The organism is Streptomyces malaysiensis subsp. samsunensis, from assembly GCF_024519315.1.
GTDB lineage: Bacteria > Actinomycetota > Actinomycetes > Streptomycetales > Streptomycetaceae > Streptomyces > Streptomyces malaysiensis.
On record NZ_JANIIC010000131.1, the window covers coordinates 1 to 11,121 of the forward strand.

An 11,121-nucleotide genomic window follows, 5' to 3' on the forward strand; every position below is an offset into this window, starting at 1 on the left:
AAGCCATCGGGCCCAGATGGTGCGAGGACCGCGGGGCATGCAGCGGATGCGACAGCGAGGACTGTGAAGAGGGCCTGGACGGGCCGCTGCTGTGCGAGGGCCACGGCGGATGGCGGGCGGTCGACCCCTTTCCGCCCAGGCCCACGCCCGCAGGGTGGCGGTGTCCGCCTCGGTGAGGGCGTAGTCGGTGAATTCCTCGTCCTCGTACCACTCGGCGCCGGCCAGGCGGGCTTGGAGGTCCTCGAGGCAGGACTCGTCCCGGGCGTGGCGGCGGCCGAGTGTTTCGAGGGCGGCTGTGGCGTGGTGGCGGGAGGCGGCGTGGACGTCGATAAGGTCGCGGACGGCTCCGCGGTCCGCCAGAGCTCGCACCTTGGTGCCGATGACGTCGTCGAGAGCGAGGACGGGGCCGTACTCGGTAGCCGTGGGTGGCCGCCAGAAGGCTTCTTTTCAGGTGAAAATGCGGCACTTTGACGCGGGTCAGCGACGGCTATCAGGCATGGGGTCAGATCGGTGGCTGACCTGTTCTTCTTCTCCATGGCCAGGGGCGCTCCGCTTGAGGATGAGGGCGATTACCACCGCGGTGACGGCGACGATGACCGCGGCGCTAATCGCTGTGACACGGTAGGCGTGAATAAATGCCTCCTTGGCGGCGACGGTGATGGCCTGACCCACATCGGTCTGGGCCTTGTGGGCAAGGGAAACAGCCTCCCCGATGGAGTCCGTCGCCTTGTCCGGGACGGCTGCCTCAGTAGTGGGTGGCAGGGCGAAGGTGTGGCTGTACACAGCGGCCATGAGGCTGCCCAGCAGCGCGATGCCGAGCCCGGCTCCCACTTCGTACGACACCGATTCGATCGAGGCCGCCGCTCCGGCCCGGTTCGGCGGGGCGCCGGTCATGATGGCATCAGAAGCCACGGCCTGGACTCCTCCGTGGCCTGTGCCGATCAGGATCAGACAGCCGGTGAGAGCGAGTGAGGCGCTGCTGTCGGCCGATATGGCGATGCCGACGTATCCGAGGGCTGCCAGCCCGAGTCCGGCGGGGATGATGACCGACACTCCGTGCCGGGAGGAGAGAAGGCCGGCCAGAGGTGCGGCGGCGAACGCGGCGATTGGCATGGGGAGCAGGAAGATGCCCGCTTCCCAGGGGGACTTCCCGATCACGAACTGCAGATGCTGGGCCAGTTGGAGTTCGAAGCCGACGAGCACGAAGACCGGGAGGGTTGCCGCCATCACACCGATGCGGAAGTGCTGCTCGCGGAAGAGGGCGAGGTCAAGCATGGGCTGTTCGGAGCGGAGTTGGCGTCGCAGGAAGAATGTAGCGGCGACGAGTCCGATCACTCCGGGCACCCATGTCTCGATGGGCGCCGAGCCCTCGTGCGCAGCCGATTTCACCGCGTACACGATGCCGACGGTCCCCACTACCGCAAGAACGGGGGAAGTGGCTTCCAAGGGGTCCTTGTCCTCGGGTACCTGGTTGGTGAGCAGCGAGAACACGAGGAAGAGCGCGGCCGCGACAAGGGGAATGTTGATCAGGAAGACGGCGCCCCACCAGTAGTGCGCGAGGACCAGGCCGCCGGCCACCGGCCCCACGGCGGCTCCGCTCGCGGCGATCGCGCTCCAGACACCGATGGCGAAGGCCCGTTCACGGGGGTCGTGGAAGACCTGCCGGATGATGGCCAGGGTGGCGGGGATGATCATCGACGCGCCGACTGCCAGTGCGGCGCGCCCGGCGATCAGCGCGGCGGGGGCCGTGGCCAGGGCGGACAGTGCGGAGGACACTCCGAAGACCCCGAGCCCGGTCAGGAGCAGCCGCTGGTGCCCCACCCGGTCTCCCAGAGGGCCGGTGACCAGCACCAGCCCCACCATCACGAGGGGATAGATGTCCACGATCCACAGCAGTTCCCGGGCCGAGGCTCCCAGTGTCTCCGTCAGCGACGGCACGGCGACGTTGAGGATTGTCGCGTCCGCCGCCACCGGGAGAAAACACCCTGCCACCGTTGCCAGGATCAGCCAGCGCCTGCTGTGAACGGCCCTGTCGTCTGAGCTCATGTGCTCTAACCTTAACCTTGCTGGATTCTCTCGTGGACCTGACGGACCAGGTGATGGAACTCTGCCATCGATGACGCATAGATCACTGTGCCGAACCGTCCCTTGGCGAGACCGGACAGTTCACACGGCACGACCCCGCTCCTCGCGTGCGGCGGAGAGCGGACCAAGGGCCCCAGCAGGCTGACCACTTCCTTCACCGTCAGCCCTTCGGGCAGTCCCGGGAAGTCGAAGTTTCCGACAGCCCACGACGTCAGGTACTCGGGACCGAAGAACTGCAGGCCGAAGTCATGCAGGTGGGTGGAACCGGTACGCCGGGCGTTGAGGTCCAGCATGAAGACCTCGCCATCAGCCCGGGCGACAGCGTCGATCCCGAAGTGCCCCCGGTACCCACGCCGTTGGAGCTCCTCGGCGATGGCCTGCCCGCCCGCCAGGAGGTGCCGGTGCCATGCCTGGTTGGCCAGTGACCTTGAGGTGACGTTCCCCATCAACTGTGTGGGGCTATCGAACAGCATTTCGCAGGCGTGCGTCAGGTACGGTGCGCTGTCGGTGTCCGGAACGATGTACTCCACGGATGGAAAGACAACGCCCTCTCCCGTGATGTACTCCTCGACGACGATGAGATCGTCCCCGTAGAAGGGGCTCCCTTCCAGCGCCCGGACGATCTTGTCCTCACTGTCGCCCGGCTGGAAGAGCAGCAGTCCGACGCTCGCCTCACCCTTGTCCGCCTTCACGATGCAGGAGCGCCCCGCTGCCTGCATCTCCGCCACCGCGGTGACCACCTGCTGTGTGTTCCTGCAATGTTCCCCTTGGGCGACACGGCACGGGCCGTTGGCAAGGCCGGCCCCGACCGCGAGGTCCCGCAGGCCGCTTTTGGTGTCGAGCAGATCTCGCAGTCTTTGGTCCTCGCTGCTCTCCGGTAACTCGACGGTGACGTCGAAGTTACGTCGCATAGCGGCGGCGAAGGCCCAGAGGTCGGACGTCGTCGTATGCGGAATGAGTCTTAATTGTCGTCCCTCGCCTGCGTGCCGCGCGATGCGGGCCATCAGCCGGAGGTCATACAGGATATCAGCGAACAGAGATCCGGATGATGAGCGTGGACTGTCGTTCTGGATTCCCTGGAGACCCAGAAATTCTGTCTGCCAGTCGAGGCCGGTGATCGGTGTGGAGGTGATGATGAGCTTTTCAACAGGGCGCCAGAAGATTGCTTGATCTTGCTGGGCGAAGCAGGAAGAAATGATCGCTTCTGCCTCGACTTCGGGAGCCCTCTGAGCTATTCCACGCAGAGTGTCAACCGCGTTGGAGACACACAGGGTCGGAATCTCTCCGCTCCCGCCCTTGAGAGCAGCCGAAGGATGAGGTAAAGACGGTTGCACGGTCACTCTCCTGATCCCAGGAATACGGCAGGTGACGGTGAGCCCACGAGGAGATGGTCCTCAGTAGGTTGACGCTCCGGATTCGGTCAGGTCATGACGTTCCATCCCCTTCAGCGGCGGATTGAATACGCTGAGCAGTACGAGGTCTGCGTTGCGTCCGCCGCGAAGGTAGTGGCGGTCGTGTTGGTCGAGGACATACAGGTCACCGGGCCGGATGGGGAAGACGTTACCTGACATGTCCTCCACTTCCCCCTCTCCTGCTATGCAGTAGCAGGCTTCCAGATGATTTTGATACTGCAGCAGGGAAACGGTTCTTGCCTTGACGACGGTGTGGCAGATGCTGTACCCGATACCGTCGGATTCAATGAGCAGGCGATAGCTTTTTCCGTTACCCCAGTTGATGTCGCGGTCGGTCCCTTTGATGTCCTCAAGCTTCCTGACGTACATCGTCCCCCCTTGGGATTGAAACGTCGTTCTTCCGGAGCAATCCCTCGCCTTCGCGGATCAGAGAGATCGACTGGGCGACTACGTGCCAAAAGAGCTTCTCTCCCAGTTCCGCGCTGGAACCAGAAGTCGAGGACAGGACCCCGCTGTTGGTAGCGCTGTCCGCGTCTACCGGATGCAGATAGATGCCGGCTCGCGGTGGACGGTCGTGGTCGGGCCGCGCATCGGCTACCAGGTCGGGACGCAGGTACAGCATCATGCTGGTCTCGGTGAGCCCGGCATGCTCGGCGTGCCAGCCGGGAAATTCGGCGACTTCGTCTCGTAGCCATGAGTCCTCGACCAGACTCCACCAGCTGAAGGCGATGATCTCCTTGCCCGCAGCAGTGCCTTCCTGGCACAGGCTGTCGAACGCCTCGAAGATGAACGGCTCGTTTTCGAAGTGACCGTTGACCACGATGAGCCGTTCAAAGGGCAGCCGCATCAGCGATCGGGCCGCTTCCTTCAGGAAGCAGATGAGCGTCTCACCGCTGACATGCAGGGTGCCGGGGAAGGCGAGCCCGCCTCCACTTTGTGGCAGCGACCGGGCTGCTAAAGACTGCGACGGGGCCGTGAACCCGTCCAGTTCATAAGCGATCTGCCGGGCGAACTCCTCCGCGATCACCGTATCGACCGACAGCGGCAGATGCGGACCATGCTGTTCGGTCGCCCCGATCGGCCACACCACGTTCCGGCCCCGAAGCTGCTCGAGAACCTGGGCACTGGAAAGATCAGCGAGCCTGTGCCCCTTCGACCGCGGCGTCATAACGCCTCCAGATGCTGGGAAGCCCGCTGCCCCGTTCCCACAGGGCGGTGCCCGCCAAGTTCTGCCGTATCCCGTACGATCCGCTCCAGCGTGTCGTACATGTCCGTGTGCAGCGCGGTATAGACCTGGACGGCGACAGCACCCATGCTGAGGTAGTCCACGACGTCACGGCCGCTTGCGACACCGCCGCTGCCGAGAATCGGCAGGGCGAATCCAAGTTGCCGCAGTCGCCACACGGCTGCGAGTACCAAGGGTTTGATGCCGGGACCCGAGTAGCCGAACATGCCGCCGAGTTCCGGTTCACCGCTGGCCGGGGACACCACGACGGCAGGCAAGGTATCGCTGAGCGTGATTGCGTCGGCGCCGGCATCGGCGGCTGCGGTGGCCCGGTCCTCCAGTCCTTCGCCTGCGGCCAGCTTCACCGAGAAGGGCAGCGACGTCCGACTCCGAACCGCCGCAGCGTACGCATGGACGCGCTCGGGCGTGTCCTGGAGTCCGTCCCCTTCGTTCAGGCACGAGATGCCCAATTCCAAGGCTCGGCAGCCGGTGCGTTCGACTTGCTCGGCGAGATCAGCCAGCTGAGCAGGGCTGTCGGCGTGCAACGACGCGATGACTGGCAGTTCATCGGTCGCGAATGCCTGGAGCACTCCCAGCCAGAAGGCGACAGGTCTCTTAGAGTACGTCGTGCTATTGATCAGGCCGGTCTCAAGGCGGATGATCCTTTCATTCAGATCCTTGGGCGGGTTCGGGTGAATCGTCTTGGTGACGGCCGCGCCAGCGCCGCTGGCCAGTAGTTTTCGGATGTTACGCTCTTGATCGGTGAGCAGCCCCGAACCCACGATCACGGGGTTCTCGAGCGTCAGCCCAAGAACGTCCACGCGCGACAAGGGAAATCTCCCTCCAGGTAATGGTGCAGCGAACGAGCGGACGGATCCTCAGGAGATACCTATCTTCAGGACTTGCCGCGCTCTTTCGGTGGCTGCCAGAATACGGTTGATCAGGCACTGCGGATCCTTGCTGAATTCATCGAAGTCAATGACCTGAATGTCGCCCACCTGATGCAGCCCCTTGAGCAGATGACTCGCTGATTCTACAAACGGCTGCTTGGTGATCATCACCACAGGCCGCCCAAGAGCACTGGCCCATCCCAGCTCCACATGAGTCCCGTCGGTACGCAGCAACGTGCCATCCGGGAGAACCGGAAGGACCGGCACGAAGACATCGCACTTCGTCATCCACCGGAAATCCCGAACGGATACCTGATCCGGAGTGAATGACGCAGTCTCCACGCCGAATTTCTCCGCCACATGCGCGGAGAAGACATTCCCGCCGTTCTCCTCCACATGCCAGATCGCTGTAGATATGGCGTCACGCAACTGACCAACGAAGCCGTCCGGAAGAATGGCATGCTGAATCGGGCCGCCGACGAACACATCCACGTCCGCGAGAACTCCAGAACCGCCACCGAACATGGTCCCCACCCCTCTGCGAAATTTACCTTCATGCAGAAATTGATTCCAGGCGCAAAAAATCTCCTACATGCCAATCGGCATGGCAAATTGGAGGCTCAGAACCCTAGGAAACGCATCACCCAATCGCATCTTCGGTGAGCCGCCCGAACCTTCAATCGACGGCAAAGAGACCATAAAAAGGCGAAGCTCGAGGAGGCAACCACGAAAAGGGGAATCAAGCCCACCTTCGCCAGCCCGTCCAGCATCGCATACAGGAGTGAATGGAGATCATAAATGCCTAGATATAGTTACAAAACACCCAAACAGAGAATAATGCACATATCTCGATTAAAGCTAACTAAGGACCTCTAGGCTCTACCCATTGATGCACGGAGCGTGACTGTTTTCCTTTTTCGGGGAATGGCAGGATGTCTTGGACTGCGCCCTTGACGGGTAATAATGCATCGGCCCAAAAGTCAACAGTTCTATTCGAGAGTGCAGCAGACAGAGACCGCAGGAGTAACTGCAGACCGCGTGCGGCTGACATTGGCGCCGATGGAAGAACCGCGGTCGCCTACGCCGACTGGGCCATGGCTTCGCAGGTCTACGCCGAGACGGCGAAGGTGCTGAGCCGAGCGGTCCACGCAGAAGGGGACCCGGTCGTGGTGACGATCGACAACCGACTGTCCGCTGCCCGTACAGCAGCAGCGACCACCCCAGCAGCATGAAGCGCGAAGGCCACCCGGAATCTTCCGGGTGGCCTTCGCGCGACCGGTTTTTCTTCCAACAAGCCGCTCTACCGCTCCACGCCCGGCAGGAGCGGCCTGCTACTGGTCGGGGTGGACCGCCTGGACTCCGGCCCCTTCGTACAGGTCGGGCGTCAGGGTGAGCAGGAAGCGCCCGGCAGGGAAGTCGGCGGAGGGGCGGGCGGCGTGGATGGCATGGACGACCGCCCAGGAGTACCCGGCATGCAGCAACGCAGCGGCGGTGAGCGCGGCTTCTGTGTCGAAGGGCTCGATCGTGATGAACCGCAGCCCGTGGATATAGGGGAGGAGGCCGGACTGCTCGCTGTCGCCGGCCGTCAGGGAGAGCACGGGGGCGTAGAGGGTGCCCAGGCCCCCGGATGCCTGGACGTAGAACGCGGCGACAGCCTCGTTGTACGGATCCTTGGGGTCGTGGAGGGCGGCGGCGGTCGTGTGGTCCAGGACGACCGCGATCGGCCCCACTATGCGGCCGCCGAGCCCTGGCCGGCGGCAAGGCGCTCCAGGAGACCGCGGGCTTTCGCCTCGGCCTCCTCGCTGGGCACGCTGCCCAGTGCGGAGGCGAGCTCGGCGCGGGCCTGCGCGGCGCGTTCCGCGTACTCGGCCTGGGTCGGTCGGCCCTCGGCGAGATCCTCGACCAGTTGCCGGATCGTCGTGTTGCCCTCGGCCGCCAGAACGGCGAGCCGGTCACGCGCGGCCGAGCTCACCTTGATGCTCGTTTCGTCTGCCATACCCTGACTCTACTGCAAGTAGAGGAGCGAGCGCAGCCCGCAGGCCGGAGGAGTCGCCGGGGCCTCCCGGCCGCCCGCCCGCACCCCGCCGCACACCACAGTCAGGCGGGCCGGTCCGGCGAGCCGAGCACACCACGCGTGCGTAGTTGAGCGAGGTGCTCCAGCCCGCCAGGCCGGTACAGCGGCGCCGCATCGATATCAGCTTCGGCTGCGCTCATCCGGCGGGCGCCGCCGGCCTCGAGCTGGGCGACGGCAGGAGAAGGTTGCGGCTGGGCCCGTGGCCGAGCGGCCGGCGCGTGATGCTCATAGCAGCTGATCGTATGTGTCCACGCGGACCGGAGGGTCACGTCTGCTGGTTGAGGTATTCGAGGGCGCGCAGCAGCAGCGGGCGGTGCGCGGCGTAGAGGGTGCGCCCGGCTGCGGTGACCGCTGCTTCCAACTGCTCGAGGGAGCCGGCCGGGGCCGTCTCTCCCGGGTCAACCATGCCACCCGGGGAAGCAGGCGGGTTCGTTGAATTCTGACCGGTGAGTCGCAGGAACCGACGCGTGAGTGGTTCACCGACAGCTATGAGTATGGCGGGTTCGCGGCCGAACGAGCTCGAGGCGAGCGGTCGTCATCGCTGCGGTGTGTCTGGCCGGTCGGCGATTGGGTGCCGTGGTCGGGCCGCGCTTGACCTTGACGCTGGGTCAACCCTCCATCCTTCCGGGAAGAGCTTCCGGGCGGTCGCCTGGAACAGCTCCGCGAAGGAGGCAGATGACCATGACAGCCCAATCGATCGCCGGTCCGGCGATTCGCGTGCAGGGACTGGAGAAGTCGTACGGGCAGCTCGAAGTGCTGCGCGGTGTGGACTTCGACGTGGCGCCGAGCAGCATCTTTGCCCTGCTCGGTTCCAACGGGGCGGGCAAGACCACGACCGTGAGGATCCTCGCCACGCTCCTGAAGGCCGACGCGGGGGCGGCGAGCGTCAATGGCTTCGACGTTGCCACGCAACCGGCGAACGTGCGGGAGTCCATCAGCCTCACCGGGCAGTTCGCGGCCGTCGACGAGATCCTCAGCGGTCGGGAGAACCTCGCCCTGGTCGCCAGGCTGCGCCACCTCAAGAACCCTGGCGCGATCGCGGATGACCTGCTGAGGCGCTTTTCGCTGAGCGAGGCGGGCGCGCGGCGAGTGTCCACGTATTCGGGTGGGATGCGCCGCCGACTGGACATCGCGATGAGCCTCATCGGGAATTCGCCGATGATTTTCCTGGACGAGCCGACGGCCGGTCTTGACCCCGAGGCGCGCATCGAGGTGTGGGAGGCGGTCAAGGAGCTCGCTGGCCATGGAACGACGGTGCTGCTCACCACGCAGTACCTGGACGAGGCCGAGCAGCTGGCCGACCGGATCGCGATTCTCCACCAGGGTCGGATCATCGTGAACGGCACCCTCGCCGAGCTGAAGCAGCTCTTCCCGCCCGCCAAGGTCGAGTACGTCGAGAAGCAGCCGACTCTCGAGGAGATCTTTCTCGCAGTCATCGGGGGCATCGACAAGAGCGACGTCACTGGCACGACAACTGGGGGACGAGGATGACCGCGTACTTCTTCAACGACACTGTCGCGCTCACGGGGCGGACCCTGCGCCATGTCACACGCAGCATGGACACCATCATCACGACCGCCATCACGCCGGTCGCCATGATGCTGATGTTCGTCTACGTGTTCGGCGGCGCCATCGATACCGGGTCGGTTCCGTACGTGAACTACATGCTGCCCGGCATCCTGCTCATGACCATCGCCTCAGGCATCTCCTACACCGCGTACCGGCTGTTCACCGATGTGAAGAGCGGGATCTTCGAACGATTCCAGTCCATGCCGATCGCGCGGTCGGGTGTGCTGTGGGCCCACGTCGTCACCTCCCTGGTCGCCAACCTGATCGCGCTCGTGCTCGTCGTGGGCGTCGCTGTGCTCATGGGCTTCCGCTCAGGGGCAGGAGTGTCTGCATGGCTCGCGATCGCCGGCATCCTGCTCCTGTTCACTCTGGCGCTGACCTGGCTCGCCGTGATCCCCGGGCTTTCTGCGTCGTCGGTCGAGGGCGCCGGCGCGTTTGCCTACCCCCTTATCTTCCTGCCGTTCGTCAGTTCGGCGTTCGTGCCCACAAAGACGATGCCCGGCCCGGTGCGCTGGTTCGCCGAACATCAGCCGGTGACGTCGATCGTCAACACGATCCGCAACCTGTTCGCCCAGCAGCCGGTCGGTGACGACATCTGGACCGCCCTCGCATGGTGCGTCGGCATCCTCGTCGTGGCGTACATCTTCGCGATGGCTGCCTATCGCCGGAAGATCGCCTGAGGCAGGCTGAGACCCATGCTCACCATCAGCCAGCTTGCGGCGTACGCCGGGGTGACGGTGCGGGCGGTACGTCACTACCACCGGATCGGGTTGTTGCCGGAGCCCGAGCGCGACCGGTCCGGATACCGGACCTACGACGCTGGCGCGGTCGTGCGACTGATCCGGATCCGCACCCTCGCAGACGCCGGCGTGCCGCTGGCCCGCGTGCAGGAACTCCTCGCCGCCGGCCCGGAGGAGTTCGCCGACGGCGTCCAGGAGATCGACAAGGCCCTGCGTGCCGAGATCCGGCGGCTGCAGGACACTCGCGGCCGACTCGCCAGGCTCGCCGCCGGAGAGCACCTGGCGCTTCCGCAGAGCGTTGTGGACTACCTCGACCGGCTGCGCGGTCTCGGCGTTGAGGAGCGGTACATCGAGATGGAGCGGGACGCCTGGATCATGATCGCCGCCCAGGTGCCGCATTCGATCGACTCCGTGATCGCCAAGAAGCACGAGGAGCTGGACGACCCCGACATGGTGAAGCTCTACAGCCTTCTCAGCGGGGCACTCGACTGGCCGGCCGACGACCCGCGGATCGTCGAGGTCGCCGACATCATGGAGCGCTTGATGGTTCGCGCTGTGGAGGCCGGCGAGGTGGGTGCCGATGACGGCATCGACGATCAGTTCGTCGACCTGCTGGACTCAACCATGGTCGAGTCCTCACCGCACGCCGCGCGGCTGTTGGCGATCCTGGAGGAGCGGGGCTGGAGGGGCTGGACCCGCATCGAGCGAGTGCCTGCCGACAGACTCAACACTGACCTGCCGCCATCGTGAAGGCAGGTCAGCGCCCTGGAGTGACGCTATTTGGGGCACGTGCTCCCCGGGGGCGGCCGTCTGCCTCAGTGAGGAACAGGGCCGGCGCGGTGGGGGTGGGCAGCGTGGATGTACTTCATGGCAGTGGTGATGGAGATTCCGAAGACACGGACGAGGCGGACGGGATCTTCGGTCTCGCGGGCCTCATGTCGACGACGGCGATATTCCCCAGGGGGTCTGTCGGGGGAATTCCCCACCCCCTGGGGTTGTCGACGGTCATGGAATTCCCCACCTCAAGTGGGTTTGGCGTCAGTTAATTCCGTAGTCACGTTTCCCCATGGGGACAGCGGTCGCGCTGGGCGACGTATCGGCTCCGCTGTCAGCCGCCTGCTGGCGA

The 11,121-nt window shown here is 64.8% G+C and carries 13 protein-coding genes and 1 pseudogene; 4 read left to right on the plus strand and 10 right to left on the minus strand.

Translation table 11 applies throughout. The features are described from left to right. Nucleotides 1-129: 129 nt before the first annotated feature. From NQU54_RS47300 to NQU54_RS47330, 7 genes and pseudogenes are all read right to left on the minus strand, one after another. Nucleotides 130-447, minus strand: a pseudogene (locus NQU54_RS47300) (nucleotidyl transferase AbiEii/AbiGii toxin family protein); the annotation flags it as partial. A gap of 30 nt (nt 448-477) precedes the next feature. Beyond that, on the minus strand, nt 478-2,046 hold the full coding sequence (locus tag NQU54_RS47305) for an MFS transporter (protein WP_257636444.1): 1,569 nt from the start codon (nt 2,044-2,046) through the stop codon (nt 478-480). An 11-nt stretch (nt 2,047-2,057) separates the two neighbouring features. Beyond that, the gene (locus NQU54_RS47310) at nt 2,058-3,425 is read right to left on the minus strand and encodes an ATP-grasp domain-containing protein (RefSeq protein WP_257636445.1); all 1,368 of its coding nucleotides are present in this window, start codon (nt 3,423-3,425) and stop codon (nt 2,058-2,060) included. A 54-nt stretch (nt 3,426-3,479) separates the two neighbouring features. Next, nucleotides 3,480-3,866 carry an ectoine synthase gene (locus NQU54_RS47315; RefSeq protein ID WP_257636446.1) on the minus strand — a complete coding sequence of 129 codons (387 nt, stop codon included), beginning with the start codon at nt 3,864-3,866 and terminating at the stop codon, nt 3,480-3,482. Next, nucleotides 3,847-4,665 (minus strand): creatininase family protein, encoded by an 819-nt coding sequence (locus NQU54_RS47320; RefSeq protein WP_257636447.1) that lies wholly within the window; start codon nt 4,663-4,665, stop codon nt 3,847-3,849. The genes NQU54_RS47315 and NQU54_RS47320 overlap by 20 nt, the downstream gene beginning before the upstream one ends. Then, nucleotides 4,662-5,543, minus strand: a complete 882-nt coding sequence (locus NQU54_RS47325; RefSeq protein ID WP_257636456.1) for a beta/alpha barrel domain-containing protein — start codon at nt 5,541-5,543, stop codon at nt 4,662-4,664. Before NQU54_RS47325 ends, NQU54_RS47320 begins: the two co-directional genes overlap by 4 nt. 57 nt (nt 5,544-5,600) lie before the next feature. Further along, nucleotides 5,601-6,104 carry a nucleoside 2-deoxyribosyltransferase gene (locus NQU54_RS47330; protein ID WP_257636448.1) on the minus strand — a complete coding sequence of 168 codons (504 nt, stop codon included), beginning with the start codon at nt 6,102-6,104 and terminating at the stop codon, nt 5,601-5,603. A 602-nt stretch (nt 6,105-6,706) separates the two neighbouring features. Between NQU54_RS47330 and NQU54_RS47335 the strand changes: the two genes are divergently transcribed. Then, nucleotides 6,707-6,844, plus strand: a complete 138-nt coding sequence (locus NQU54_RS47335) for a hypothetical protein (protein WP_257636449.1) — start codon at nt 6,707-6,709, stop codon at nt 6,842-6,844. Nucleotides 6,845-6,943: 99 nt separating this feature from the next. Here NQU54_RS47335 and NQU54_RS47340 read toward each other — a convergent pair whose 3' ends face one another. From NQU54_RS47340 to NQU54_RS47350, 3 genes are all read right to left on the minus strand, one after another. Next, the gene (locus NQU54_RS47340) at nt 6,944-7,342 is read right to left on the minus strand and encodes a PIN domain-containing protein (RefSeq protein WP_257636450.1); all 399 of its coding nucleotides are present in this window, start codon (nt 7,340-7,342) and stop codon (nt 6,944-6,946) included. After that, nucleotides 7,342-7,608, minus strand: a complete 267-nt coding sequence (locus NQU54_RS47345) for a hypothetical protein (protein ID WP_257636451.1) — start codon at nt 7,606-7,608, stop codon at nt 7,342-7,344. Before NQU54_RS47345 ends, NQU54_RS47340 begins: the two co-directional genes overlap by 1 nt. A 343-nt stretch (nt 7,609-7,951) precedes the next feature. Next, a complete protein-coding gene (locus NQU54_RS47350; RefSeq protein WP_257636452.1) occupies nt 7,952-8,092 on the minus strand; it encodes a DUF4524 domain-containing protein in 141 nt (46 codons plus the stop codon). 275 nt (nt 8,093-8,367) lie between these two features. On the opposite strand from NQU54_RS47350, the gene NQU54_RS47355 reads away from it, so the two are divergent. Genes NQU54_RS47355 through NQU54_RS47365 form a run of 3 tightly spaced genes read left to right on the plus strand, consistent with a single transcriptional unit; the run spans nt 8,368 to nt 10,745 of the window. Continuing rightward, nucleotides 8,368-9,177, plus strand: coding sequence for an ABC transporter ATP-binding protein (locus NQU54_RS47355; RefSeq protein ID WP_257636453.1), 810 nt, complete (start codon nt 8,368-8,370; stop codon nt 9,175-9,177). Beyond that, nucleotides 9,174-9,935: an ABC transporter permease gene (locus tag NQU54_RS47360; protein ID WP_257636454.1), complete on the plus strand. Its 762-nt coding sequence runs from the start codon at nt 9,174-9,176 to the stop codon at nt 9,933-9,935. The genes NQU54_RS47355 and NQU54_RS47360 overlap by 4 nt, the downstream gene beginning before the upstream one ends. A gap of 15 nt (nt 9,936-9,950) precedes the next feature. Continuing rightward, nucleotides 9,951-10,745 carry a MerR family transcriptional regulator gene (locus NQU54_RS47365; protein WP_257636455.1) on the plus strand — a complete coding sequence of 265 codons (795 nt, stop codon included), beginning with the start codon at nt 9,951-9,953 and terminating at the stop codon, nt 10,743-10,745. Nucleotides 10,746-11,121: the final 376 nt, after the last annotated feature.

Excerpts from the sequence above, each read along its gene's own strand:
- NQU54_RS47365 (WP_257636455.1), top strand. The coding sequence starts at position 9,951 with ATGCTCACCATCAGCCAGCTTGCGGCGTACGCCGGGGTGACGGTGCGG.
- NQU54_RS47360 (WP_257636454.1), top strand. The coding sequence starts at position 9,174 with ATGACCGCGTACTTCTTCAACGACACTGTCGCGCTCACGGGGCGGACC.
- NQU54_RS47350 (WP_257636452.1), bottom strand. The coding sequence starts at position 8,092 with ATGGTTGACCCGGGAGAGACGGCCCCGGCCGGCTCCCTCGAGCAGTTG.
- NQU54_RS47335 (WP_257636449.1), top strand. The coding sequence starts at position 6,707 with ATGGCTTCGCAGGTCTACGCCGAGACGGCGAAGGTGCTGAGCCGAGCG.
- NQU54_RS47345 (WP_257636451.1), bottom strand. The coding sequence starts at position 7,608 with ATGGCAGACGAAACGAGCATCAAGGTGAGCTCGGCCGCGCGTGACCGG.
- NQU54_RS47355 (WP_257636453.1), top strand. The coding sequence starts at position 8,368 with ATGACAGCCCAATCGATCGCCGGTCCGGCGATTCGCGTGCAGGGACTG.
- NQU54_RS47305 (WP_257636444.1), bottom strand. The coding sequence starts at position 2,046 with ATGAGCTCAGACGACAGGGCCGTTCACAGCAGGCGCTGGCTGATCCTG.
- NQU54_RS47315 (WP_257636446.1), bottom strand. The coding sequence starts at position 3,866 with ATGTACGTCAGGAAGCTTGAGGACATCAAAGGGACCGACCGCGACATC.
- NQU54_RS47320 (WP_257636447.1), bottom strand. The coding sequence starts at position 4,665 with ATGACGCCGCGGTCGAAGGGGCACAGGCTCGCTGATCTTTCCAGTGCC.